General features: G+C 39.3%; 17 protein-coding genes, 1 pseudogene and 1 CRISPR repeat array. Of the genes and pseudogenes, 15 read left to right on the plus strand and 3 right to left on the minus strand.

The annotated features are described in order from the left end of the window. Positions 1-144: 144 nt before the first annotated feature. Positions 145-1,719 (minus strand): annotated as a pseudogene (locus A5888_RS13685) (IS1182 family transposase); the annotation flags it as partial. A gap of 585 nt (positions 1,720-2,304) precedes the next feature. Between A5888_RS13685 and cas6 the strand changes: the two are divergent. The 9 genes from cas6 (at position 2,305) to A5888_RS13730 (ending at position 13,052) form a co-directional block, all read left to right on the plus strand. Next, positions 2,305-3,027 carry a CRISPR-associated endoribonuclease Cas6 gene (cas6, locus tag A5888_RS13690; protein WP_086348588.1) on the plus strand — a complete coding sequence of 241 codons (723 nt, stop codon included), beginning with the start codon at positions 2,305-2,307 and terminating at the stop codon, positions 3,025-3,027. Between the two features lie 15 nt (positions 3,028-3,042). Then, positions 3,043-4,746 carry a type I-B CRISPR-associated protein Cas8b1/Cst1 gene (cas8a1, locus tag A5888_RS13695; protein ID WP_086348589.1) on the plus strand — a complete coding sequence of 568 codons (1,704 nt, stop codon included), beginning with the start codon at positions 3,043-3,045 and terminating at the stop codon, positions 4,744-4,746. Continuing rightward, a complete protein-coding gene (cas7i, locus tag A5888_RS13700; RefSeq protein ID WP_086348590.1) occupies positions 4,747-5,625 on the plus strand; it encodes a type I-B CRISPR-associated protein Cas7/Cst2/DevR in 879 nt (292 codons plus the stop codon). Positions 5,626-5,644: 19 nt separating this feature from the next. Further along, the gene (gene cas5b / locus A5888_RS13705; RefSeq protein WP_249274468.1) at positions 5,645-6,373 is read left to right on the plus strand and encodes a type I-B CRISPR-associated protein Cas5b; all 729 of its coding nucleotides are present in this window, start codon (positions 5,645-5,647) and stop codon (positions 6,371-6,373) included. Positions 6,374-6,388: 15 nt separating this feature from the next. Further along, complete coding sequence (cas3, locus tag A5888_RS13710) at positions 6,389-8,677, plus strand: CRISPR-associated helicase Cas3' (RefSeq protein WP_339101657.1); 2,289 nt, start codon at positions 6,389-6,391, stop codon at positions 8,675-8,677. A gap of 17 nt (positions 8,678-8,694) precedes the next feature. Next, complete coding sequence (gene cas4 / locus A5888_RS13715; protein WP_339101658.1) at positions 8,695-9,183, plus strand: CRISPR-associated protein Cas4; 489 nt, start codon at positions 8,695-8,697, stop codon at positions 9,181-9,183. A gap of 17 nt (positions 9,184-9,200) precedes the next feature. Beyond that, positions 9,201-10,193 (plus strand): type I-B CRISPR-associated endonuclease Cas1b, encoded by a 993-nt coding sequence (cas1b, locus tag A5888_RS13720; RefSeq protein WP_086348596.1) that lies wholly within the window; start codon positions 9,201-9,203, stop codon positions 10,191-10,193. A 3-nt stretch (positions 10,194-10,196) separates the two neighbouring features. Next, positions 10,197-10,475, plus strand: a complete 279-nt coding sequence (gene cas2 / locus A5888_RS13725) for a CRISPR-associated endonuclease Cas2 (RefSeq protein WP_086348597.1) — start codon at positions 10,197-10,199, stop codon at positions 10,473-10,475. A gap of 184 nt (positions 10,476-10,659) precedes the next feature. After that, positions 10,660-11,345: a CRISPR direct-repeat array (repeat unit 30 nt; unit sequence GTCTTAATCTAAACAACGTGTAATGTAAAT). Between the two features lie 519 nt (positions 11,346-11,864). Further along, on the plus strand, positions 11,865-13,052 hold the full coding sequence (locus A5888_RS13730) for an LPXTG cell wall anchor domain-containing protein (RefSeq protein WP_086348598.1): 1,188 nt from the start codon (positions 11,865-11,867) through the stop codon (positions 13,050-13,052). 655 nt (positions 13,053-13,707) lie between these two features. Here the strand turns inward: A5888_RS13730 and treP are convergent. After that, the gene (gene treP / locus A5888_RS13735; RefSeq protein ID WP_086348599.1) at positions 13,708-15,696 is read right to left on the minus strand and encodes a PTS system trehalose-specific EIIBC component; all 1,989 of its coding nucleotides are present in this window, start codon (positions 15,694-15,696) and stop codon (positions 13,708-13,710) included. A 318-nt stretch (positions 15,697-16,014) separates the two neighbouring features. On the opposite strand from treP, the gene A5888_RS13740 reads away from it, so the two are divergent. The 4 genes from A5888_RS13740 to gshAB all read left to right on the plus strand — a co-directional run bounded on the left by A5888_RS13740 (position 16,015) and on the right by gshAB (position 22,818). After that, positions 16,015-18,678, plus strand: a complete 2,664-nt coding sequence (locus A5888_RS13740) for a glycosyl hydrolase family 65 protein (protein WP_086348600.1) — start codon at positions 16,015-16,017, stop codon at positions 18,676-18,678. After that, on the plus strand, positions 18,678-19,328 hold the full coding sequence (gene pgmB, locus A5888_RS13745; protein ID WP_086348601.1) for a beta-phosphoglucomutase: 651 nt from the start codon (positions 18,678-18,680) through the stop codon (positions 19,326-19,328). Before A5888_RS13740 ends, pgmB begins: the two co-directional genes overlap by 1 nt. A gap of 221 nt (positions 19,329-19,549) precedes the next feature. Further along, positions 19,550-20,263 carry a trehalose operon repressor gene (gene treR, locus A5888_RS13750; protein WP_086348602.1) on the plus strand — a complete coding sequence of 238 codons (714 nt, stop codon included), beginning with the start codon at positions 19,550-19,552 and terminating at the stop codon, positions 20,261-20,263. Between the two features lie 284 nt (positions 20,264-20,547). Beyond that, positions 20,548-22,818: a bifunctional glutamate--cysteine ligase GshA/glutathione synthetase GshB gene (gshAB, locus tag A5888_RS13755; protein ID WP_086348917.1), complete on the plus strand. Its 2,271-nt coding sequence runs from the start codon at positions 20,548-20,550 to the stop codon at positions 22,816-22,818. A gap of 91 nt (positions 22,819-22,909) precedes the next feature. Here gshAB and A5888_RS13760 read toward each other — a convergent pair whose 3' ends face one another. Then, positions 22,910-23,347, minus strand: a complete 438-nt coding sequence (locus tag A5888_RS13760; RefSeq protein ID WP_086348603.1) for a hypothetical protein — start codon at positions 23,345-23,347, stop codon at positions 22,910-22,912. 626 nt (positions 23,348-23,973) lie between these two features. On the opposite strand from A5888_RS13760, the gene A5888_RS13765 reads away from it, so the two are divergent. Further along, complete coding sequence (locus A5888_RS13765) at positions 23,974-25,803, plus strand: glycerophosphoryl diester phosphodiesterase membrane domain-containing protein (RefSeq protein ID WP_086348604.1); 1,830 nt, start codon at positions 23,974-23,976, stop codon at positions 25,801-25,803. Between the two features lie 236 nt (positions 25,804-26,039). Further along, complete coding sequence (locus tag A5888_RS13770; RefSeq protein WP_086348605.1) at positions 26,040-26,717, plus strand: response regulator transcription factor; 678 nt, start codon at positions 26,040-26,042, stop codon at positions 26,715-26,717. Position 26,718: the final 1 nt, after the last annotated feature.

The raw sequence follows: 26,718 nt of genomic DNA on the forward strand, positions 1-26,718 counted from the left end.
TGATTTGTGGTTTTAGACGATTTCATTTTATCAGTTTGTTGTTCCTTTTTTGTGTTTGAACACTCAAAAAAATGCTGGTGAGTTTTCCTTTAGGAATTTCCACCAACACAATATATTGTAGAACCAATAATTTTTTGGTTCGCTTCTCTTTTTGATTTTTAGCCCTTTATTTTTCTCTCTAACAGCCAGTTTCATCATATTTAATGCCATGACAACGATGCCTGATTCCTTTCGGACGTTCGCCAATCCTCGAACATGGTATCGTGTGAAACCTAAACAAGCTTTCATACTTCCAAAAACAGTCTCCACATCAATCTTTCGACGCGCGTAAATCTTACTTGTTTCTGAAGTTGAAAGCAATTCTCTTTGTTTTGCCTTAAAATATTCCCACGAAGGATTGACCGTAATCTTTCTTCTGTTTCCTTTTCGAGTCAATGCTTCTGGAATCACCCGTTTATTCTCATCATACTTCTCTGCTTGATATTCTTTGAAATCTCGTACAAATCCCTCTTTATCAGGACGTTTTCGATAGGCATTAAAATTGAATCGAACTCCTTTGGAGTCAATGTAATAGTCTTCTTCTGCATGATACATCCAGTTTATTATTTTTCGTTCATCCGTTTGCCATTTACGACTTTTTTCTTTGCGCATTGTCCCATAAGGGATCAATGCAGTATGTGTCGATAACTCATCCTCCAAATAACGATAGTTTCTTTCAGAACCGTAGCCGGCATCTGCTACAAGGTATGTCTTCTCTTGTTCAGCTATGTTCATTCTTTCCAACAATGGAATCAGTGTTTTTGTGTCTGTTGGATTTTGATAAACGTCATAGCCTAACACAAACTGGTTACAGGTCGCAATTTGTAAATTATAGGCAGGTTTTAATTGACCATTTCTCATCGGGTCTTCTTTGACTCGCATAAAAGTAGCCTCATGATCTGTTTTTGAATAACTATTTCGAGTACCACAAATAGACAGTCGAGTTTGGTGTTCAACCATCCTTTCACGCCGTTCTATCAACTTACGTTTCTGTGATTTTAGTGTCCGCCGTTCTTGTTTCGCTGGGTTAGGAGAGACCTTCTTGGTCTCCTTCACTTTCTCCTCTAGCTCTTCAAGACGTAGCTCCATTCGAGTAATTACTTCATCAACCATCTCTAGCGTGAGGGATGAACCATCAGGGATTTGCTTGTTTCGATAAGCTTCTTTCAATTCCGCCATCATCTGAAGAATGGTCTCTCGATTCATCTGATCAAATTTAATGGTGCTCTTTTTCCAGACAAAGCTGTATTTATTCGCATCGGCTAGAATTTTCGTTCCATCAATAAACACTGTGTCATCAATCAATTGACATTTCCGCAGATAATCGACCAATGAATCCAGCCCTTTAGTAAGTAGGTTCTCTATTTCGACAGAAACCCTAAAACGAGCAATTGTCCGATAAGAAGGCAGCTGTTCTTGCGTCAACCAACGAGCCGGTAGGCTCTCTTCTGCCAGTTGTTCAATCTTACGACTACTGAACACACTACGAGTGTAGGCAAATAAAACTAATTTCAACATAGCAGCTAAGTCGTATTCTCTAGGTCTTCCAAAAAAATAAGGGTCACTGATTTGAAGCGATTCAACTAGTTCATTGATGAACCAAGCCGTATTCTCTTTTTTTGGAATATAGGAAGTAGTAATATCTAAAGTTAGTTGATTCATGTTATAATAAGTATGCATGATTTTAGTCCTTTCGAGGATTAGAATGGGAAGAGTACGGAGTGCAATCTGTACTCTTTTATTGTACCCAAAAAACCTTATGAAATGAACTGGTTTCAGTCGTTTCATAAGGTTTTTTGCTTTTAGAGCTATGACTTATGTCACAGGCCCTTTCTTAATATATTGTTGAGATTAGTTGTTAAGTGCTACGAGTACTATAAAATAAGAGTTTATATCTTTCATCCATTGCTAGTATTATGCTTTACTAATTGTATATAATGATAAAATAAAATATTATCTTGAACTAAAGGTTGGAATAATTTACAATTAATGCATAGTAGAAAGGAGTGATACCTATGCATTTTCTGTACAGCAATACAAAAACTGAAAAGAAGCAGACTACATCAATTGAATTAAACGCCAATTTATTTCAAATTATCATTGATGTAATCTACTTTATAATCAATCCGCCAATTTGGTTACTATGACAAATTTGAAAAGTGTAGTTTGTCTGTGTTTCAGGCACAGGCAAACTTACTTTCCTATTTATTGTACTTAACTATTCTCTATTTGTACACACTATATAGTAAAAAAGGAGGAGATATTTTGCGATTTAAAATTGTTTGTGACGTTTCTGATCAGGTAGTCCCGCTAGATTATCGCAGGAAGATTCTTTCCATGATAAAAAAAGGATTAGAATCCACGGATAAAGAAAAGTATCAGGAGTTGTATGAGTCCAATAAGTTTAAGGAATTTACTTTTTCAGCCTATTTCGGACAAGCGGTATTTCAAAAAAACGTAATTCAGCTGAAGGATAATAAACTCATTCTTAACATTTCTACAGCGAATACGGAGTTAGCCTTCTACCTGTATAATTGCCTGACAAGTTTGAGGTTTAAAAAATTGGATTGGGGAAATGGATTGTCAGTCAAAATTCAAAGTGTTTCCAGAGTCCCGCAGCAATCAATAATAGAGGATTGTGCAATTTTGAAAACGCTGTCTCCAATTGTTGTAAGGGACCATAATAAAGAAACTAATAAAGATTGGTTCTATTCGTTTGAAGCACCTGAATTTTTAGAGATATTAAAACGAAACATGGTGTCCAGTCTTGTTCCGATTCTGGGTGATTATATTCGCTATGATATTGAAGAACTGAAGCTGGAGCCCATTAACATGAAAAAGACCGTTGCCCGTTTCTATGATCGCCAAGTAGAATGTTCGCTTGGGCGTTTCAGCTTGAGTGGAAAGCCGCATTTACTGAATTATTTGGCGCAATCTGGCATTGGATCACTTACGGGAAGCGGCTTTGGGATGTGTGAGCTACAGTAGAAAGGAGGAGATGTCGTGGAAGGGAAAGTTAGTCTGTATCTAGGCGATTGGCAATTCAACGCAGGCTTGATAGGTCTGGTCAATGTTCTGGGAAGAGAAAATGTTGAACTGGCGTATGATCATATCGTTTTCGATTTGAACCAGCTGGATAGATTTGAAGAAGCTTATTTTGCTTATTTTATAAAAACATATAAAAAGCTACTGTCTTGGCATAAGATCGTTTCGTATAAGCAACGACTTGTTCAATTTGAATCAGACGATTTTGAACAGTTTACGGAAACGGATTTGGAAAATCTCAATAAATATATAAAGGATATCCTGAAATACTATTTGAAAAGTGCCAGTTATAAAGCGGCTTATTCATTGATTCCATCTGATACCGATGTTCTTGCATTAGAGAAGGAAATAAAGACAGTGGGGAAAATGAAAAAAGGAGAGACCTTTGCCGATAAAAAGCCGGAGATTATCCAAGAGATAAAGGAGCAGTTACCAAAGCTCAAAGAAGCAATAGATTTTTGTGAAAGTTCTCAAGGGAAAAAATATTTGGCAGCGAAAAATGTCATTTATACAGTGATAAAAAATGGTTGGAATGGTGTTTCTTTTTTGAATCCACAAACCAAAATTCCTGATATGTACGTAGATTATGCTGCAACCTTTGTTCAGCCGGCGAAAGTATATTTGGAAGAAAATGAGGAGGAGCAAACGAAGTATAAATATCATTGTGCCAACTGTAACCGCAAAATTAAGGACCTAAAAAACGATGTAAGCTTTTTAAATGCGACGGGTTTCGATGTGTCAAGAAAAGCAGGGCATGTCTGGGATTCTTTTAACGATACAGCAGTTTGTCCGTTGTGCAAACTTGTCTATTCCTGTGTGTCAGCAGGCTTTACCTATGTATACAATGATGGGATGTTTATCAATGCAAGTACAAATTTGGATGATCTTTACAGAATGAACTATACCTTGAAGCATGAGACGTTAAATGCCGGCGGTGAAAATATTTCGGAGGTGTCGCCTTATCGTGCACTCATTCAAAATTTACAGAAGAAGGATCTGCAGGAGCAAAAGCAACAATTGGAGGATGTCACGTTAGTCAGGTATGAGAATGAAACCTATCGCTTCAATATTTTACCAACCAACAGTTTAAGAACGATTGAGCTGGCTAATAAGCAGTTGGAAGTGTTGATCCCAACAGGGTTTAAGGAAATCAATACCAATTTCAGGATCTATAAATTAGTCCTGCAATCGCTGTTTAATCAGGAAAATCTATTCTATCTGATTCATAAGCTGCTGTATTTCAAGCTGACAAATGTAGGAAATCTCTATTATCAGCCATTTCATGTCAGGAATATCATTGAGATAAACAGTATTTTTCTAGGAGGATTGAATCATATGACAGAGGAAAAAACGAAAACATTGCCTGGAGACATCTCATGGAGGGTCAATCATTTAGGGGAGAAGTTCAAGGCAGAGTACAGTGCACGATTTAATGAAAATAAATTGATCACGATTGCTCATCAAATGCTAGGTGCACTAAAAATCAATAATAGAGATCGATTCATGGATGTTTTATTGAATTGTTATTCGTATATCAACAAGCCTGTGCCAAAGACATTACTAGATGTATTTTCAAGTGATGAAAATTTTAAAACGATCGGTTATAGCTTTGTGGCAGGAATCATTGGAAAAACGGAAAAAACAACTGAGGAGGAAAAATAGATGAAAGCAAAAGGGTTGGCAGTAACAATTATTTTTCAGGCAGAAAGTGCAAATTATGGCGAGTCATTAGGAAATATCAGTGCATTGAAAAAAATCTCAAGAGACAGGGGAGAACAATATACGTACATTTCACGTCAGGCGCTGAGATACAATATGATGGAGCAAATTGGTGAAAAACCGGCTCCTGTCGTTGCTGAAGGAAGTGGGGAGAAAAAAGTCATTCAGTTTGATCCAAGTGCTACGATTACGGATTATCCTGAAATTGATTTCTTCGGCTATTTGAAAACGGAGAAAAAGACTTCCGGGAAGAAACGTTCGGCGAAAGTGCGCTTATCCAATGCGATTTCTCTGGAAACCTATAAAGGGGACTTAGATTTTTTGACGAACAAAGGTCAGGCAGACAAGCTGTCAGAAAACATGAATATTGCGCAGGCAGAAATTCACCGTTCATATTACCGCTATACTATCACAATGGATTTAGAGCAGATTGGTATGGATGATGTGTACGATATCACATTAGCCAATGAAGAGAAAGCCAGAAGAGTCAATCAACTTCTCCATACTATTGCCTTTTTGTATCGTGATATTCGTGGACGCAGGGAAGATTTAAAGCCGTTGTTCATTATTGGAGGACTTTACGATGTGAAAAATCCAGTCTTCCAAAACGCAGTAGATGTCAAGGAGAACAAAATCATTGTCTCAAAAATCGAAGGTGTTTTAGGGTATCCGGAAATTGAAATGGATACAGAAATCGGGATCGTAGATGGTCAGTTTGATAATGACGGGGAAATCAAAGAGAAGCTTCAAACTGTTTCAGTCCCTCAATTTTTTGCGGATCTGACGAAGAAAGTGACTGAGTATTATGCAACAAGCCATTAGAGTAAAGATTTTGCAAGACATGGTGAATTACAAAAAGCCAATGAGCTTCCAACTGAAAGAAACCTATCCTCTGCCTCCCTTTTCCACAGTTATTGGGATGGTACACAAGCTTTGTGGCTATACTGAATATCATGAGATGGACATCGGTGTTCAGGGGAAATATTTTTCAAAAACCAATGATTTGGCGACTCGGTATGAGTTTAAAAATGGCATGAGCTATGAAGCGGGACGCCACAACGTCAAAGTAGGCGACTACGGTGTATCACAGGGGATTTCTACAACAGAGCTGCTTGTCGACGTTGAGCTACTCATTCACATTGTGCCAAAAAATCCGGCTCTCTTAGAGGAAATACAGCGTGCTTTACTGCTTCCAAAAGAATATCCATCGCTTGGGAGGCGAGAAGACCTCGCAATCATTGATGAAGTAAAGGTTGTCTCGTTGGAGAGCAAAGAGGTCGAAGAGGATACGCATTTTCAACATGGCTACAGCTATTACATTCCGGAAACAGTTTATAAAAATGCTCGAGCTAAAGAGGATTATTCGATTCGAAAAAAATACAGCCCTGCACCAGGAACGCGCTATATTCTGACAAAAAAATATACATTGGAGAATGTTGGTAGCGCTAAGAATCCCCGATATTTTAGAAGATGGGAAAAGAAAACCGTTGTTTATGCCTCTAATTTGAAGGTTCTTGAAGAAGGTACGGCACTTTTTGACGAGGATGGTTTCTTAGTATTTCCCATATGATGAGGTGGAGGAAGCATGCATAAAAATGAGTATCTGGCAAAATCTAACGGGGAAACAATCATAGAGCATACACAAAATTTATTAGATAATCTCAGTATTTTACGAAGTTTTTATAAGGATGATCTGTTTGTAGAGGAAGAAATTCTTTGGAATGCCTTGTTTGACGTTTGTCGTTGTCATGATTTAGGAAAAATGGGACCGAAATTTCAAAAAAAATTACATGGTCCCTACGATCCATCAGAGATTCCTCATGGTGTACTGAGTACAGCATTCATTGCTACAAAAGAATGGAAAAATGTTTACGGGAAAAACCTGACAATTGCTATGGTGCATGCCATTGCTTATCATCATGAAAGAAAGCTAGAGCAGTTTGCCCAGACCGATTTGAAAAATGAAATCGAGCTGTTGAAACGTGAAATCGAAAACTTTGATTTTGCTGCATTAAAGCTCTCCCAAAGGAATGGGGTAAAGGCGGTAAGCGGCCGTTATTTCGATCTTGATGACGGAAGACTTTTGGAGGAGGATAATCCGGAAGCGTTCCGCTACTTTGTCCTTCTGAAAGGATTATTGAATCGTCTCGATTACGCTGCCAGTGGTTATTACAAGGTAGAGCTAGCAAATGATTTCTTGAGTGATTCTATGGCTGGTTTGCTAAAGGACTGGCAGAAAGGCAACATTGGGAGCAATTGGAACGAGCTGCAACGATATATGTTGAATCATCAGGAAGAGAATGTTGTTGTAATAGCTCAGACTGGTATGGGGAAAACAGAAGCAGGTCTATTATGGCTGGGGAACAGGAAAGGTTTCTTTACGTTGCCATTAAAATCAGCAATCAATGCCATTTATCAACGTATAATAACAAGCATTGTAAAAGAAAATCAGCAAACTAGGGTGGGGATGCTACATTCAGATACCTATGCTCATTATTTAAAAGGCGTGGAAGGTCATAGCTTCGACTGGGAGGTAGAAGAATATTTTCAGAGAACCAAAGGCCTATCTATGCCTCTAACTATCTGTACACTAGATCAGCTCTTTGATTTTGTTTTCAAATATGCCGGGTCAGAGATGAAAATCGCAACATTATCCTACTCTAAAGTAATCATTGATGAAATCCAAATGTACTCTTCAGATTTGTTGTCCTATTTGATTTTAGGCTTACGTACGATCCAGTCATATGGTGGGAAATTTGCGGTTCTGACTGCGACACTGCCCAGCTTCTTATTGGAATTAATGAGAAAACAGGGAATAGAGTTTACACAACCGGACCATCCATTCGTAGATGACTCATTCGTTCGACATTCTTTAAGCATCTGTCAGGAACCCATTAATATTAAGCAGATAAAAGAACAGTATAAAGAAAATAAGATACTGGTTATATGTAATACCGTCCGCAAAGCAGTGGAGATATTTGACCAACTTTCAGAACATTTTGGTCAGGATGTCCATCTGCTCCACAGTCGCTTCATTAAAAAGGATCGAGCTAAGAAAGAAACAGCAATTTTTCAGATGGGTCAAAGGACTAGTAGTGAATCTGGAATTTGGGTCACTACGCAGATTGTGGAAGCTTCTTTGGATATTGATTTCGATTTACTATTTACAGAGCTGTCGGATTTGAATGGTTTGTTTCAACGTATGGGTCGTTGTTACAGAAAAAGAGCCCTTTCTATGAGTGCATATCCGAATTGCTACGTTTATACAGGAGGTGATGGAGTATGCAGTGGAGTAGGACCAATAATTGATCCATTTATTTTTGAACTTTCTAAGCAGGCACTTTGTCAGTTGGGCAATGGTGTTCTCACAGAATCAGAAAAGGCGGAACTGATTGGTGAAAATTATACCTCTAAGAAACTGAAGGATAGTGCTTATTATGAAAACATCGTGCAGAATATAGCATATATGGATGCATTGTATGACTTTGAATTTGAGAAAAAAGAAGTTCAACAGATATTTAGAAATATTCAAAATATTACCAGTATTCCCAAATGTGTTTATGAGGAAAATCATTTAATTATAGAAGAAAATAAAGGAATTTTAGCTAAAAAAATAAATAGTAAGATGACAGACAGTGAGAAAAAAGAGTTGAAAAGAGCAAAGACGAACGCTCGAACAGTCTTGGCTTCTTATTCGGTAGATCTACCTTTACGTGAGTTGAACGAGAAACAGTTGGAAAGACAGATGTTGAACAAATACGAAACTTTAAATATACTCTCATGTGATTACGATGAACGACGGGGTGTTCAACTAAAAAAATACAAAGAAAAAGATGAATTAACAGAGGTAGAAATAGAAGACAACTTTTTCTAAACCAAAGGAGTGTTCTCATGAGAATTACCGGAACAATGTTTTCTTATTACTATATTTGCCGAAGAAAACTATGGCTGTTTGCCAATCATATTCAATTTGAATCTGGAAATGAAAATGTGCAATTGGGGAAAGTCTTAGATCAAACGAGTTACTCCAGAGAAGAGAAGCATATTTTGATTGATGAAACGATTCAAGTGGATTTCATTCAGAATTGGCAAATTCTTCATGAAGTTAAGAAAAGTACTGCAATGGAAGAAGCTGCAATGTGGCAGGTAAAGTATTATCTCTATTACTTAGAGCAGAAAGGCATAGAAGTTGAAAAAGGAATTCTTGATTATCCTAAGTTAAAAATCAGAAAAGAGGTCATTTTGTCTGAGAAAGACAGAGAGAGGATTCCAAAGATTTTAACAGATATTCAACGAATTGCAGATTCTTCTATTCCAGAACCGTTAGTCAAAAATAAGATTTGTAAAAAATGCGCGTACTATGAATATTGTTTTATTTAAAAAGAAAGGAGTACTAAATGCCGGAAAGCTATTTTCTTTTCTCCAGTGGAGAACTAAGACGTAAAGATAATGTTGTTCGATTAACGGCTGAAGATGGTCGTTTTAAGGATTTAAAAATAGAAACTACCAGAGATATCTATTTGTTTGGAGAAGTAAACACGAATACGAAGTGCCTGAATTATTTATCTGAAAAGAAAATCCCTGTTCATCTGTTTAACTATTATGGGTATTATACAGGTACTTTCTATCCAAGAGAGCAGCATGTATCAGGAAATTTGTTGATTCAACAGGTCACATATTACTCAGAAAAGCAAAAGCGTTTGCTGATTGCCCAAAAAATCATTGAGGCCGCCTGTCATAATATTTTGAGGAATTTGCGTTATTATCAGCAACGTGGTAAGGATTTAGAAAGTTCTATTTCTGAGATAAGACATCTGGAGCGACAAATCTGCAAGACGGAAGCAATAGACGAATTAATGGGGATCGAGGGGAATATCCGGAAGATTTATTATTCTAGTTGGCCAATCATTATCAATCAAAAAATAGAGTTTAAAAAAAGAGTAAAGAGACCACCAGATAACATGATTAACGCACTGATTTCTTATGCGAATACCTTTATGTATACGGTGTGTTTAAGTGAATTGTATGTGACTCAGTTGAATCCAACAATCAGCTATCTTCACAGTGCTAGTGAGAGACGCTTTTCTTTGTCTTTAGATATTGCAGAAGTATTCAAGCCATTACTTGTAGATCGTTTGATATTTTCTTTGCTGAACAAAAACATGATTACAGAAAAAGATTTCGATAAAGAATCCAATTTTTGTTATATGAAACCAGCTGGGCAACAAAAATTCTTAAAAGCTTTTCATGATCGGTTAGAAGAAACAATCAAGCATAGATCTTTAGGTAGAAATGTAAGCTATCGTCGTTTGATTCGTTTAGAAGGCTATAAAGTTATCAAGCATTTGATGAATGAAAAAGAGTATGAAGGGTTTAAAATCTGGTGGTAGCCCATGTATATTATCTTGATTTATGACATTCCTTTAGAGAATAAGGGAGCACGAGTATCTCGTAATGTTTTCAAAATCTGTAAAAAGTATCTCTCACATGTACAAAAGTCTGTGTTTGAGGGGGAGCTTAGTTTGGGTTTATTGAAACAACTAGAAGCTGAGTTAGCTGAATGGATCAGAACAGATACTGATTCTATCATCGTTTTTAAGAGCCGTAATAAACGTTGGTTGGAAAAAGAGTTTTGGGGAGCAGAAGATGATTTGACTTCCAATTTCTTCTAAAAAATCTATCTGTCGACCTGTGGTAATGTAAAAAGACTGGGAGATCGACAGATAGAAAAAATCCCGTGGTTATTGACTTTCTATAGTTTTGTCCCGTAAAATGATTCGTATGAGAAGTGAAAAGTATGGGGTCGACAGAATACCCTCTACAAACCCTTATGTAGCAAGGGCTAAAATAGGGTGGGTCTTAATCTAAACAACGTGTAATGTAAATTCCTCATTGTACCCTGACATTTCAAGTGAGATAGCGTCTTAATCTAAACAACGTGTAATGTAAATGAGTGTAAGTATTGTAACAAAGTAGATATTGAGAATGTCTTAATCTAAACAACGTGTAATGTAAATGTTCCTTAGACATGTTCATTACACTCGCCTGTTCTCGTCTTAATCTAAACAACGTGTAATGTAAATTATAGCAGCAACCATCAAGGAATTGCTGACTTTATGTCTTAATCTAAACAACGTGTAATGTAAATGATTTTCAAGGGACTCTGTGGGATGGTCGATCAATCGTCTTAATCTAAACAACGTGTAATGTAAATGTAGACCGTCGTTCAGTTCTTGTTGCCGGCGAGACGTCTTAATCTAAACAACGTGTAATGTAAATCTTGCCATCCCTCCTTAGAAATCGCCAAGCTCGATTGTCTTAATCTAAACAACGTGTAATGTAAATTTATTTGAAACCTGATAATTAAATAAGGTTTTTCCGGTCTTAATCTAAACAACGTGTAATGTAAATTCTTACATCAAAAGCCAAGAACGTATTTTCAAAGTGTTTTAATCTAAACAACATGTAATATGCATGAAAGCATCGGTTTTCCGGTGTTTTTTTGTTTTCTCGTCTTAATCTAAGCAATGCGTAATGTAAACATTCACGATTAAGAAGCCACCTCTCCATTAATAATGATTTCTCCGCTAAACAGTAGACTATGTAAATTAAGAAATAGCAAGCTCTCCAGTTGTCAATGGTTCTTTATTTAGATGATTACTTGAAAAATCAATATCATCTAAAAATTAAGAAAACATTAAGAAAAAACTATGTCTGTTTATTATATTTCATTTGTGTTACAATTATTTCGAAAGAGTGACTTAGTTGTTTCGTTAATATAAAGGGATTAGATGAAAGAGTAAGATTGTTGGGTGGAGTATTTTGGTCAGTTTTTATGTAGTAACAATATGAGGCTATTTTATAGGATGGAATTGGCTAATATGGACACATTGGCTCTGAGCTTGAAGTGAGTTATGTTGAGTAAGAATTTCGATAGTATCTTTAGAAAAATAGGTTAGTTTATAGGAATAATGAAATTAAAAGAAGCCATCATGTTTTTTATTTCTGTTTTGTTACAAAAATTTCTTTTAAGTAATATAGTTCAGAGAGGAGAGTTCAAAATGAAAAAAAAGTGGATTTTGGGTATTGGGTTATTGCTAAGTATGAGTATGGTTGCTCCGTGTCAAGTGATGGCGGAATCAACAGTGAACAGCAGCGAGCAGTCTGAGGTCGTGAATAATGAGGGAACTGGTGGGCAGACAGATGAGCTAAAAGCAGTAGAAGAAACAGAGGGTGGCGCTGGAACTCAGAATGTTCAAGGAAATGAGATGAAAGAAACTGATGAAGCTGACACAACGAAAAAAACGGAAAACGATGCAGCGAATGAATTGAAGATCTGGGATGTCATCTATGATGAAGAGAAGGATCAGATTACTGGAAAAACAGAGCCGAATGCACATGTGATGGTTGTCCATGTAGATACTGGCAATTCAAATGGTGGGGTATTTGTTGCAGACGCTGACGGTAACTTCACGTGTATTAACTCGATGGCTGGAGTGAATCGCTTTGAAGCATATCTAAATGGGAGAACAAGCGCTCCATATGATATTGAAGTAGTGAAGAAGAAAGTGAACGTATCGTTGAATATTGTGAATGTTACCTACGATATTAAGACAAAGACAATTCATGGTTTAACGGCTCCAAATGCAACAGTTTATACCTATCTTCCAAGTACTGGTGGTCAAGGGATGGTCAAAGTAGACGAATATGGTCAGTTCAGTGTGACCGATCAGTTTAAACCAGGTACAGAGGTCGTTCTGACAGCTCAGGACAGCGCAGGAAGTAAAGGGGAACCATTCAGCTTTATGATTCCTTCTGAAGATGTTATGAACGCGTTGAAAATAAGAGATGTGTATTATGATCACGCAGCAAAGAAACTAACTGGAAAGACGGCTCCAAATGCAACAGTTTATGCGTCGATTGTTGATGGGGGTCAAGGGATGTTTCAGGCAGATGCAAATGGAAATTTTGAAATAAAAGAAGAGTTCAAACCAGGAACGGTGATTCGTATAGGTGCCTATTTAGATGGTGTATACAGTGAGAATGTTGAGTACACGATTCCGGAAGCACCGACAAGTGAGACGACCACGACATCTGTGGAAAAGGCAGCAACAAAGCCGGATGGTAAAAAAGGATTTCCTAAGACAGGTACAACTGTGAATCTGGCCCTTTCGATTGTTGGTGGGCTAGCCGTGCTAGTTGCGGGAGTGCTAATTATTACACGAAGACTTGCTGGAAGAAAAGGCTAGAAGTATCTTATCGAGGAAGAGTTGCGATAATGCTGCTTCATTACTATAGATGAAATACAATCAATGAGTAAAAGCAATTAGAAATGTTGCTGTTTGAATGGATGCAGTCAATGAGTATGTTGGTGATTCGAAAAGAGCATTCATTGACGTCACTGCAGACATTGGTAGAGAAGTAATTACTTGCTTGATTGGCAATGAGGAACAGGGGGCGTAGCTCTTAGTGGCAGGTTCTTCAAAAAATTGGTAAAAAAGAGGGAACAGAGAATGTGGATTGAATGATTTATCTATCTGAGTTGCCTTCAAAAGGAGAGGGGCAATTCAGTAGGTAAAATGGCTTCTGGTCTTTTCTGAAATCTTTAGCGATCCATGAAGCAAGTGAACTTTTTAGGAGTAGAAGGCCGCTTGTGGATCCGATTGGATGGAAATAGGTAAAGAAGCAGTGATGACGGTATTGAATGTGGCGAGTGAGGCTTGCTGCAGCTATGATTTAGATTGAAGTTGGTTGAAATACAAGAGTATTTTCTTAAAATGAGTAGAATGAAAAATAAGGTTAAGATAAAGTACGGATAATCCACACGATTCTCTGAAACCTCTTTTTTAATAAATAAAACACAGGAAAGAAATCTACGATCAGATTCTTACCTGTGTTTCTTTGCTATTTTGTTGTGACACGTCCAACTTCATCATTCTTAGCAGCTGAACCGATTTTGTTGATAGAAACATCTGCTACATGATCCATGTTTGTCAGGACCACTACAACCTCTGTTCCTTTACCGGCTGCTTTTATTTTATCGAAGTCGACATCAGCTAATAATGTGTCTGGCGTGACTTTCTGACCTTCAGTGACATGAAGACTAAAAGGTTCGCCTTTCAGCTCAACTGTGTCTAATCCGATATGAACCAGTACTTCAAGACCTGTATCTGTCAGGATACCGATAGCATGCTTTGTTTCGAAAATAGTTGTAATTGTTCCGGAAACCGGCGCATAAACTTTTTCATTGATTGGTCGAACTGCGTAGCCGTCGCCCATCATTTTCTTTGAAAAGACGGGATCAGCTACTTCGGAAATCGTGATGACTTCTCCGTCAGCTGGAGCGAACAATGTTTCTTTAGCGGCGGTAGCTGTAGGTGCTGCTGTTGTATCTGCAGCAAAACCTTGTGGTGCATTCCCAGCCATTGCCAATTCTTCAGCATATAATTCTCCAGTTGCTTCATCAACTGGATCAACCTTGTTGAAAATCCCTTGTCTACGGAAGAAAATGGTCAGAACAAATGGTAGGGCAATAGCGATCACCATTGCGATAATGAAGGATAACCAATCCTGTGCACGAATGGCCAAAATACCTGGAAGGCCACCAACTCCGATTGCGTTGGCACGTACCCCCATTAACGTAGCGAACATCCCTGCTAGACCGGAGCCAATCATGGCTGCGACAAATGGATAAACATATTTCAAATTGATTCCGAACATGGCGGGTTCTGTTACACCTAGATAACAAGAAATCATAGAAGGAATAGAAATCTGTTCCTCTTTTTTATTGCCTCTGTGTAGGAAGATAACCCCTAATACAGCAGATCCCTGTGCAATATTTGACAAAGCGATCATTGGCCAAAGGTTCGTTGACTGGAAGTCTGCAATCAGTTGTGTATCAATGGCATTCGACATATGATGTAGACCAGTAATTACCAAAGGTGCATATAGGAACCCAAAGACGGCACCAAATAGCCAGTTAAAGGCAGAAGTCAGTCCTGTATTAACAACGCTAGAGATAAAGTTACCGATCGTCCAACCGATTGGACCTAAAATCACGTGAGCTGCAAAAATTGTTGGCAGCAGCGCGAAAAATGGAACAAAAATCATTGAAACGGCTTGAGGAATAATCTTTCGGAAGAAGATTTCCAGATATGCCAACATGAATCCAGCTAGCATTGCCGGTATAACTTGTGCTTGGTACCCAATCATATCGATTTGCGCAAAGCCGAAATCCCAGAATGGAATATCCGCTGCGGCAGTTCCTGCTACGCCATATGCGTTCAATAGCTGCGGCGATACTAAGGTAATCCCCAATACGATCCCCAAAATCTGTGTCGTTCCCATCTTCTTAGCAATACTCCATGTGATTCCTACAGGTAGGAAATGGAAAATCGCTTCACCAGGTAACCATAAGAAGTGGTTGACCCCACTCCAAAATTGAGAAGATTCAACAATTGTCTGTCCGCCAAGCGCACCGAACTGGATGCTTTCTAATACATTTCGGAAGCCTAGAATCAATCCCCCAACGATAATCGCCGGAATGATTGGTGTAAAGATTTCCGCCAGTACACCGATTGCTCGTTGAACGGGGTTTAGATTTTGTTTTGCTGCTGATTTCCCTTGTTCTTTTGATACTCCGTCGATTCCGGAAACTGCTGAAAAATCGTTAAAGAATAATGGCACATCGTTCCCAATAATGACTTGAAATTGTCCGGCATTTGTAAACATCCCCTTGACACTTGGAATGTTTTCGATTGCTTTCTCATCTGCTAAGGACGGATCGTTTAGTACAAAACGCATGCGGGTGGCACAATGACTGACAGCTGCGACATTTTCTTTCCCGCCAATATCTTTTAATAGCTGTTCTGCATCTGCTGTGTATTTACCCATCAGAAAAACTCCTTTCGTTAACTTGTATACACAAGTTGTTTATTTCGACTTAATAATAACTGCTAATCAGAAAAAATGCAAGCGTTTTACAATAAAAAGTTTTTTTCTGCTTGAATTTCTAAAAAATAACGTATTGGTAAAAAGAGGTGGAAATGGATGGGAATATTTGTTTGTTACTATCTGATTTTATTGAATTGATTGACTGTATATATAGTATAAAAAAACAACCGAACAGAATGATGATAACGCTTGAAAAAAAGAATCAAGAATTGTATAATGATTTTGAACATGTATAGACAAGTAAGGGAGAGGCGGCTCATGAAGTATATAAACATAGTCATAGATGGACAACATCTATGTGTAGACAATGAAACAAAGAAAATTGATTTTTCCTATGATGGTAAAGAAGCAGTGCAGGAGATAACTAAGTTATTGGCTGAAAAAGGATTAGATGGTTGTGTGATTCAATATGAAGCGACTTCTATAGAGGTTGAACAGCTAGATAAGTTCCGTTTCCAATTGGAAGAGACCTTAAATGTACCAGTCATTTTTGCATCAGAGATTGTAGATTCTGTTGAGGCGGCTCTTCAATTGGAACGGGAAAAGTGTAGCTGGACACTTGTCTATCATGATTTCCGTCAAGGAAAAGATGAGTATGCAGCTGAGGCATTACTGACAACAGGGAATGGATTTATTGGTCTGCGGGGCACTACGCCGGAAATGCGTATTACAGAGGATACTTATCCGGCAACATATCTTGCAGGATTGTATAATACAGCCGTTTCAACCGTTGAAGGTCAGGAAATCAAAAATGAAGATTTTGTCAACGCGCCGAATCTACAATATTTGGCTGTAGCTGTGGATGGAGAAGTCCTGACTTTTTCGGAGCAGACAGTAAAATCATTTAAACGTACATTGGATATGCGTAATGGTCTTTTTCAAGCGACCGGTATTTTTGAATCAGCTTCCGGAAAGCAACTAGAGATCGTTTCCAGACGTGTAGTGAGCATGGCAGATATGCATGAGTATAGCCTTTCTTATCAACTAACTCCGTTGAATTTCAGCGGATCAGTGACTTTTTTGACTGAAGCAGACGGGACAGTATTTAACTATAATGTTGCTCGCTATAGAAGCTTGACGAATCAGCATTTGACAGTACTTGAGACTGCCGCAGAAGGGGCTAAAAGTCGTCTAATAGCGAAAACATTAGATTCAGGAATCACGATTGTTCAGGAAGCGCAGCTATTTAGCCCAGATTTGGATATTTCTACTGTCCAGACAGAATTGACAGAAGAAAAAGTGATTCAATCTGTTGAACTAGCAGTTGTAGAAGGACAAAGTTATACGTTAGAAAAGAGTGTGGCCATCCACGTATATCGTGCGGAGGAAGCGAAACAGGATCATAATTTTGCTCAGTTTGAGATTGCTGATTTTTCTGCCATTCACGAGGCTTCGGCAGCTGTTTGGGCAGGGTATTGGCAAGAAGCGGCAATGAGTGTTGAGGGAGATATGATGTCCGAAAAGATGTTACACCTCCACACGTATCATATGTTGGTTTCCGGGTCACCGGTTGCGAATCCATCATTGGATGTATCGATCACAGCTAGAGGATTGCATGGAGAAGCTTATAGAGGGCATATTTTCTGGGACGAGCTGTTTATCCTACCGTTTTATATCATCCATTTTCCGGAGATTGCGCGTCAATCCCTGATGTATCGTTATAATAGACTGGCGGCAGCGAAGGCAGATGCCCAGAAAGCTGGTTATCAAGGAGCGATGTTCCCGTGGCAATCTGGCTTGGATGGAACAGAGCAGTCACAAGAACTGCATTTGAATCCAATCAGCGGAGAGTGGGGCGAAGACCACAGTCGCTTGCAACGCCATGTTTCTTTAGCGGTTGCTTATAATGTCTGGCTGTACAATATGAATACAGAAGATAAAGAATTCATGATTCATTATGGGATTGAGCTTCTGCTCGAAATCAGTAAATTCTGGCTAAGTATTGCGGAATATGATGAGCAAAAGCAACGCTATTCCATTTCCGGAGTGATGGGACCGGATGAATTCCATGAGGCGTATCCCGGCAGTGATAAGGGCGGCTTGACGGACAATGCGTATACCAATATGATGGTAGTGTGGCTTTTTGAAGAAATCGAAAAGTTGTATGCATCGTATGATGCAGATGATTTGATGGCCGTACAAAAAAAGGTTGGGTTGACGAATGAGGATTTGGCTCAAATGAATCAAATCAGACAAGAGTTGAATTTGACAATCGACGAACAAGGGGTCATCGCACAACATGATGGGTACTTCGAGCTGAAGGAAGTCGATTTTGATTATTATACGGAAAAATATGGCAATATCTATCGTATGGATCGTATTTTGCGCGCAGAAGGACACAGTGCAGATGATTATAAAGTAGCGAAGCAAGCGGATAGTCTGATGATTTTCTACAATTTCCGAAAAGAAACAGTGGATCGCATTTTAGCTGATTTAGGGTATGAACTGCCGGAGGATTATCTGGAAAAGAATTTGGACTATTACCTGTCCAGAACCTCTCACGGCTCTACCTTGTCTCGTATCGTCCATGCTCAGTTGGCTTCGATCGTGGAAGATAAAGATTTGTCTTGGAAGCTGTATCAACAAGCGTTGTACTCTGACTACCAGGATATTCAAGGAGGAACAACAGCTGAAGGTATTCATGCCGGCGTTATGGCGGCAACTCTGTTTATCACGTTGACAACTTTTGCAGGCATCGATATTCGTCAAGAAGCGTTAGAAATTCACCCGCAGCTGCCTGAAAAATGGCAAAAGCTCGCATTCCGTTTAAACATTCGAAATGTGCATTATCAAGTGACGATCGATAAAGAAAAAATCTCTATCGAAGCGGATCAAGCGGTATCTCTGACAGTCGGCGGCAGAAGTGTGTCTCTGGTTGGCGGTCAACCAAAAGAAATAGTCTATGGAGGAGTCAGCGTATAATGAGAAAAGGATTTATATTTGATTTAGATGGTGTTATTACTGATACTGCGAAATATCATTATCTTGCGTGGAAGGATTTGGCTGAATCAATCGGCATCACTATTGACGTAGTGTTCAACGAGCAGCTGAAGGGGATCAGTCGGATGGATTCCTTGGATCGTATTTTGGCATTTGGTGGAAAAGCAGATGCGTTTTCCCAGTCGGAAAAAGAGCAGATGGCAGAAAAGAAAAACGATCACTATGTTGAATTACTAGAATCCCTTACACCGGATGATTTGCTTCCGGGTGTAAAAGAATTTATGGCGCAAGCGAAAGCCAAAGAAATTCCGTGCGCTTTAGCGTCTGCTTCAAAAAATGCACCAGTCATTTTAGCGAAGCTAGGTGTATTGGAAGATTTTCGTTATATTGTTGATCCGGATAGCTTAGCAAAAGGAAAACCTGATCCAGAGATTTTCCTAAAAGCAGCGGAAGCTTTGGCTATCACGCCAGCGGAAGCGGTTGGTTTTGAAGATGCACAGGCTGGGATCGATGCAATCAATGCAGCAGGCATGTATGCCGTTGGTGTGGATGCGGAAGGACCATTAACAGGCGCGGATCAGTTGGTTCACCGTCTAGACGAGCTGGATATTGACCAGCTGCTGGCAAAATAGAAAAGAATAGATAGATGAATGAGGGAGCTGGGACAAACCGATGTCACAGCTCTTTTCAACTTATTTGTCGCTGCTTTTGATTGTGTCAGTCTAAAAATAGGGAAAATCAAAGTTGAATTCGTTGACCATTTTTTGAAAGAAAAAAAGTAACCGCTTTAGGAAAGGTTGCAGTTTGATTTAGGAGACATTATAATAACTATCGACGGAGGTAGGAGATAGTGATGAATAAATTTAATGAGATTTTTCTGGATTTGGAGAAGAAAATCTTGGCAGGGGAATATCCGGCACACACTCTTTTGCCGAGTGAGAATCAGTTGATTCAAGTTTACGGGGTTTCCAGAGAAACCATTCGTAAGGCGTTGAATTTACTGTTGAACGCAGGCTATATACAAAAGAAGCAGGGGAAAGGCTCGATCGTTCTAGATTTGAACCGTTTTGATTTTCCTATTGCCGGCTTGACGAGCTATAAAGAATTGCAGGAAACACAGCGTATTCCGAGTGAGACGATTGTTCGTGTGCTGGAGGAAGTGCCGGTTACTGAGAAGCTGAATGAGAAGACGGCTTGGACGGTGGGAGAAATGGCCTGGAAGCTGATTCGTCAGCGTAAGATCGATGGCGAAATCGCCATTTTGGACAAGGACTATTTGTTGCAATCAGTTGTTCCTGAACTGCCGGAGGAAAGAGCGCAGGATTCGATTTATGAGTATTTTGAAAATGATCTGAAGTTGGCGATTTCCTATGCGCAGAAAGAAATTACCGTAGAGCCGGTAACACAGGAAATGCAAGAATTAATGACGTTGCATGGTGATAGCCATGTTGTTGTCGTTCGAAGCCTGGTTTATTTAGAAGATACAACTTGCTTTGAATACACGGAATCGATTCACCGACTGGATAAATTCCGCTTTATCGAATTTGCCCGTCGGAGAAAAGGGTAAAATGAACAAATTAATGGAGAGTGCAAGAGGGAATCTAAGGAATCAGTTGAAGTCTTGGATTCTTTTTTTGCACTCTTTCTTTGTTCACTGTTAAAGGAGGACAACACTATAGAGGAGAAGCGGGAGAGTAGCAACTTTGAATGCTAGATATAGCTTGTTTTTATCTTAGATTTTTACTTTGCCCCCCTCTTTTTAAACAGAAAGATTCTCTTTCTAGCCATTATTCTATATAATAGTAAGTGATGTGAATTATTCGACAGACAGAAAGGCGAAAGTGAATGAATATAAATATAAAAGAGTTATTGAGTAAAACGGACGTCCGTCCTTATGCGATGTCTGCTCGTTTTGGATTAGAAAAAGAAAGTCAAAGAGTGACGTTAGATGGCGCACTTGCCAAAACAGATCACCCAAGCATATTAGGGAATCGTTCGTTCCATCCCTATATTCAAACTGATTTTAGCGAAACACAGATAGAGTTGATTACACCAGTAGGGGATTCAATTATCGAAACCCTGCGGTATTTGGCCGCTGTTCATGATGTAGCGATTCGATCTATTGGAAATGGTGAGATGCTTTGGCCGTTAAGTATGCCGCCGAGATTGCCTGAAAATGACCGAGATATCAAAATTGCAAAATTGGATAAATATGAGGATGTGCTTTATCGACGTTACTTGGCTCGCGAGTATGGAAAAAGAAAACAGATGGTCAGTGGTATTCATTTTAACTTTGAGTACGGAGAAGAATTGATGGCGCGTTTATACCACTCGCAAGAAGCGTACACAACGCTTGAAGCATTCAAGAATGTTCTGTATATGAAAGCTGCGCGCAACTATCTACGTTACCGTTGGCTAATTACCTATTTATTTGGGGCATCACCGGTTAGTGAATGGGGTTATTTCACCGATAAGGAAAATCGACCGACAGAACCGCTTCGAAGTATTCGTAACAGTTCATTTGGGTATCGTAACCGTGAAGATGTGAAAGTTTCCTATGTTTCACTAGAGAAGTATACAGAGGATATTCAGACGATGGTGGAAAATGGCGTCTTATCCGAGGAAAAAGAATTTTACGCACCTGTTCGTTTGCGCGGCGGCAAATGTATGGCGGATCTTCCTAAGAAGGGCATTCGCTATATCGAGTTAAGAAATCTTGATTTGAATCCATTTGCTCCTATGGGAATTGATGAAGACACGATGCAATTCATGCATTTATTCATGCTGTTTTTGCTATGGACTGATGAAAAAGAAAAGGCGGACGAGTGGGTAGCGACAGGCGAGCTGTTGAATGAGCAGATTGCGCTAAGTCATCCGTTTGCCCAAATTGCATTGCAGGCAGAAGGCGATCGAGTTTTTTCTGAAATGATGGAGATGGTGACCGAGCTGGGGATTTACGGTCAGAAGGAATTGCTGACGACCTATCAGGAGCAGCTGAGAATGCCTGAAATGACAATTTCCGGTAAGATGTGGACAATCATTGAGGCCAATTCAAATACCGAACTGGGCATCGTTTATGGGAAGGAATATCAGGGGATTGCATTCGAGCGCCCTTATCAGCTAGCAGGCTTTCGCCGTATGGAGCTTTCCACACAATTATTCCTATTTGATGCGATTCAAAAAGGGCTGGAAGTGGAAATACTGGACGAAAATGAACAGTTTTTGAAGCTGAAGTACCAGAACCATGTAGAGTATGTGAAGAATGCCAATATGACAAGCTTGGATACGTATATTGTGCCGTTGATTATGGAAAATAAAACGGTGACAAAAAAAGTTTTGAAGGAAGCAGGCTTTCGTGTGCCTGAAGGTGATGAGTTTACTTCACTGGAAGAAGCAGAGCGCGCGTATTTGAAATATGAAAATCGGGCGTTCGTGGTCAAGCCGAAATCAACAAACTATGGTGTAGGAATCTCCATTTTCAAGGACGGTGCGTCTGGCAAGGATTATATTGAGGCTTTATCGCTAGCCTTCAAGGAGGACACGTCCATCTTGATTGAAGAGTTTCTGGTGGGGACGGAATATCGCTTCTTCGTGCTTGATAATGAAGTAAAAGCCATCTTATTGAGAATACCGGCTAATGTTGTCGGTGACGGGGTTCACACTGTTGAAGAGTTGGTAGCTGAAAAGAATACGCATCCGTTGCGCGGCAGCAACCATCGAGCGCCGCTTGAGCTGATTCAGCTTGGTGAATTGGAACGTCTGATGTTGAAGGAGCAAGGGTTGATGATTCATTCAATACCTGCAAAGGATCAGATTGTTTATCTAAGAGAGAACTCCAATATCAGTACGGGAGGAGATTCGATCGATGTGACCGATCAATTTGATGAAAGCTATAAAAAGTTGGCGGTAGATGCGGTAGCAGCATTAGGCGCTAAGATTTGCGGCATCGATTTGATTATTCCGGATAAAACGATACCGGCAAATAAGGAAATACCGAATTATGGAATTATTGAAGCGAACTTCAATCCAGCCATGCATATGCACATTTATCCGTATTCCGGAACGGGAAGACCTCTGACGATGGATGTTCTTAAATTACTCTATCCAGAAGTGTTTAAATAAGAAGATTAAAGTAGCATCGGCCCGTAGCTGTACTTATCCTAACGAATAGGACAAGCACAGTTACGGGCCGATCGTTTTTTAATTATGTTAGTTACTCGTCATTTTTTGTGATTTTTCCTGGTCCGGAACGGTAAGTGATGACCGTTTCCCCTTTAAAATCTGTTGAGCAGGTCAGATCGACAAGTACGATGTGTTCGTCCGTTGCAGAATCAACACCCAATTGATTCGTCAGTTTTCCGCCTTGTTCTTGGGTATCAAGCGTAGGAATAAAGCCTTCCTCTTCGACTAAGTACGTCATGTACTCCACTAATTCTTCTTCACTGATGCTGCCTTTCTTGTAGGTGATTTCCGTTGTGCGCACATCGTCTTTGATGCTGCTGTTTGTACCGGTGATCTTCTTTTCCCCAATTACTTTGTAAACGGATGGGATCTTATCATCATTTATTTCGATCTCCTCCGCCGTGCTGGAAGCACAACCTGCTAAGGTAATTAAAACAACCCCTACTAACCATAACCACTTTTTCTTCATTGAACTCTCTCCCTTTGTTGTGCGTAGTACGCTAGATTTTAATGCTCAAAGTGCCAAATGCTGTTCAACCATAATAAAGATGATAAATCAGCAAGCGTTTCCTTGAAGGGATATTATAGCATAGGGAAATAACTGTTAAAAGAGGAAGTAGGAGCAATGCTTTTGTCGTTGGTACAAAATGCCATTTTTTTGAAATATAAAAAAATGGATAAGACCAGATACTGTCTTATCCATAGGGCTTTAGTTTGTTTCTAGCATGTTCCTTCGCTCTTATCTAAATAAGTTGAAGAAGTTAGACGTTACAGTTAACCAATATTGAACGATATCAATCCACATTTTTCATACCCTCCTTACTTTTTACAATGTAATTCTAACATAAAATAAAACATATGTTAATATATAAATTGGATTTTGTTTTAATTATATGACTAAAAATCGGTTGATTGTGATGCGTTGTAGTAAGTATAAAAAATGGTGACTGTGTTTTGTCTGGAAATATGTTTGTTGATGAATGTTCAATATAGAGTTTATCGTAAATTTTATCTCATCATAGCCTGTGAAATAAGTTATACTATTTATTAAGAAAACGTTTGTTATAAAACAGGGACGAAAAGGTAGGGGAAACAATGAATATCAAACAAAATAAGCAATTATTCATGAGAGGGGTTGGCCAGCTTGCGTTATTTATGCTACTGGTGAATGTGGTACATCGACTCATTTTACAGCCATTGACCAATTTTATATTTTTTATGGCACTACAAACTACAGGCTATCAGGTCTTGTTTAATACAGATATGGTGTCATTTTTCTCTACACCACAGGCTATTTTGGCTGTGCTTTTGATTATTGGGATTGCATCGTATGCGGCATATTTGGAATTTTCAGTCATCATCCTCTTGAGTCAATATTTAAAACAAGGCGAGCTGCTGTCTCTTCGTTCGGCGTTCAGAAAGGCATTGACCACCATTTCCAGTATGAAGGGAATCGGTGTTATTGGTTATTTTGTCTATGTATTTATTTTTCTGCCGATTTCTGGGATGGGTTTAAGTAGTGCGCTATTTTCTCGTTTTCAAATTCCTAATTTTATCACTGGAGAGATTACCAAAAATAACTGGGGCGGCCTTGTCATTTTTCTTATTTATGGAGGGATAACGCTGTTCTTTTTCTTGACGATTTATACGATTCCGATGATGGTTTTGGAAAAGTGGCGCTTTTTTAAAGCATTCAAAAAGGGCATCAACTATGTTTGGATGAACAAACGACAGGTGTATAAGCCTTTCTTATTATATGGTGTGGTCTGGCTTGTGGTAGATTGGCTGCCGCGAGAGGTATTTTTACGTGCCCTTCATTCCACAACTGTCACGTTTGAATCTGTTTATCAGATGTATCGATTGTCATTCCCATCGATTGGTTTTGGGCTGATATTTTTGTTTTATTATGTGGGTAAAATTATTTTGATGCCGTTATTGCTTTCAGTCGTTGTGATGTTCTATACACCTAAGAATCAGCAAGTGATCGATCCAACAATGGAACAGATAGTAGACGATAAACTGGCTGATGCCCAAGATTCTTTAGTGAGTGCTGGAAAGAAAATAGGTAAAAGAAGAAAAACAGTGATTTTTTTCTCTGTTTTGATTGCTTTTCCTATGGGAGTGTCTTTGTACCGGATGGTAGCGAGCGGCGAAGATCTACATGAGCCGATCGTGATCGGACATCGAGGCAGTGTGGCTGGGGTTGAAAACTCACTTGCTGCTGTGCAAGGGGCGATCGATACGGGAGCAGAGTATGCAGAAATCGATATTTTGCTATCCTCCGATGGCATTCCAATGGTCATACATGATGATTCCTTGAGTAGGCTTGCTGGTAAGAGTTCCTCTGTTCACGAAATGACGGCTGAAGAGCTGAGTACAATAGTATTGAAGCAAAATGGTTTGGAGGGAGAGATCCCGACACTTGAAGAAATGATTCAGTTGACCAAAGGGAAAATAAAGTTGGCCGTTGAATTGAAACGGCATGGTCATGAAAAGAAAAACCTAGTCGATGAAGTGGCAGCTGTACTAAAGAAACACGGTCTACTAGAAGAATCGATCTTTTTATCCTTAGAGTATAAGCTGGTTGAAGAGATGAACACGAAGCATCCTGAGACGATCAGTGGGTATTGCATATTCGGTGGCATGGGTGTACTTGATCCGGCTGTGATTCGAACAATGAAAATCGATTTTGTTTTCATCGAAGAATGGATGGCAACGAGAGAGAACTTAATGGAGTTCCGCAGAGCTTGGCTGCCTGTCTATGTTTGGACGGTCAATCAACAGGAAAGCATGAGACAGCTGCTTGATTTAGGTGTTCTGGGGCTGGTCACGGATTATCCGCAGTGGGGAACGGAGGCTGTGACAGACTTTCAAAAGGAAACGAATCGGGTATATATGGAAGAGGGCGAGTGGCAAAGGAATTAAGTACAGAAGGGCTGTTACTTGTCGGCAAAAGATGAGAAAAAAATGCAGAGAATTTATTGATTTGCTATAGCTTTTTTAGATGCTGCTGGAGTGTATTCAGCGCACCATTTATTTTCTAATCAAGGTAAGGGAGACTGAAATGATTCCTTTGTATCTTGATTTTTTATTGTAACGATCGACCCGTGTGGTAAACTGAAAAAGACGTAGTTGAGTATGAGACAAAGGAGAAACAACGAATGAAGAAAATATTTATTGTAGAGGATGACAGCCGAATCGTCGAAACAGTAGCGGCTTTTTTAGAAAAATGGAATTTTGAAGTACAGGCCGCTACTGACTTTCAGCATGTATTAGCAGCTTTTGATGCATTTCAGCCAGATTTGGTGATTTTAGATATTTCGCTGCCATTTTACAACGGCTATCACTGGTGTAATGAAATCCGCAAGCAATCAGAGGTTCCGATTGTGTTTCTTTCTTCTGCCAGTGACAACATGAATATCGTGATGGCAATGAACATGGGAGGGGATGATTTTATTCCGAAACCCTTTGACCTAGAAGTACTTGTCGCAAAAATTCAAGCGATTTTGAGAAGAAACCCAGGATTCACGGATAAGCGGACATTGAGCTATGGAGATTATCTCTTGGATTTGGAAGCCTTCGAGGTGTGTCGACTAGACCAGTGTATTCCAGTGACGATGAATGAAACAAAAATATTGGGATTGCTTTTTCAACAGCCGGAAAAGGTCGTTGCTAAGGAGCTGATTATGGAGAAGCTCTGGGAAAATGAAGCGTTTGTAGATGGCAACACATTGTCAGTCAATATGGCACGATTAAGGAAAAAAGTCAGCGAGATTGGTTTAGATGAATACATCCAAACCAAAAAAGGGACAGGGTATCGTTTAGGAAAGGAAGAGTAGG

This window comes from Enterococcus sp. 9E7_DIV0242, assembly GCF_002140975.2.
Classification (GTDB): Bacteria; Bacillota; Bacilli; order Lactobacillales; family Enterococcaceae; genus Enterococcus_L; species Enterococcus_L clewellii.

Excerpts from the sequence above, each read along its gene's own strand:
- treP (WP_086348599.1), bottom strand. The coding sequence starts at position 15,696 with ATGGGTAAATACACAGCAGATGCAGAACAGCTATTAAAAGATATTGGC.
- A5888_RS13730 (WP_086348598.1), top strand. The coding sequence starts at position 11,865 with ATGAAAAAAAAGTGGATTTTGGGTATTGGGTTATTGCTAAGTATGAGT.
- cas4 (WP_339101658.1), top strand. The coding sequence starts at position 8,695 with ATGAGAATTACCGGAACAATGTTTTCTTATTACTATATTTGCCGAAGA.
- A5888_RS13740 (WP_086348600.1), top strand. The coding sequence starts at position 16,015 with ATGAAGTATATAAACATAGTCATAGATGGACAACATCTATGTGTAGAC.
- cas3 (WP_339101657.1), top strand. The coding sequence starts at position 6,389 with ATGCATAAAAATGAGTATCTGGCAAAATCTAACGGGGAAACAATCATA.
- cas7i (WP_086348590.1), top strand. The coding sequence starts at position 4,747 with ATGAAAGCAAAAGGGTTGGCAGTAACAATTATTTTTCAGGCAGAAAGT.
- cas2 (WP_086348597.1), top strand. The coding sequence starts at position 10,197 with ATGTATATTATCTTGATTTATGACATTCCTTTAGAGAATAAGGGAGCA.
- pgmB (WP_086348601.1), top strand. The coding sequence starts at position 18,678 with ATGAGAAAAGGATTTATATTTGATTTAGATGGTGTTATTACTGATACT.
- A5888_RS13760 (WP_086348603.1), bottom strand. The coding sequence starts at position 23,347 with ATGAAGAAAAAGTGGTTATGGTTAGTAGGGGTTGTTTTAATTACCTTA.
- A5888_RS13770 (WP_086348605.1), top strand. The coding sequence starts at position 26,040 with ATGAAGAAAATATTTATTGTAGAGGATGACAGCCGAATCGTCGAAACA.
- A5888_RS13765 (WP_086348604.1), top strand. The coding sequence starts at position 23,974 with ATGAATATCAAACAAAATAAGCAATTATTCATGAGAGGGGTTGGCCAG.
- treR (WP_086348602.1), top strand. The coding sequence starts at position 19,550 with ATGAATAAATTTAATGAGATTTTTCTGGATTTGGAGAAGAAAATCTTG.
- cas1b (WP_086348596.1), top strand. The coding sequence starts at position 9,201 with ATGCCGGAAAGCTATTTTCTTTTCTCCAGTGGAGAACTAAGACGTAAA.
- cas5b (WP_249274468.1), top strand. The coding sequence starts at position 5,645 with ATGGTGAATTACAAAAAGCCAATGAGCTTCCAACTGAAAGAAACCTAT.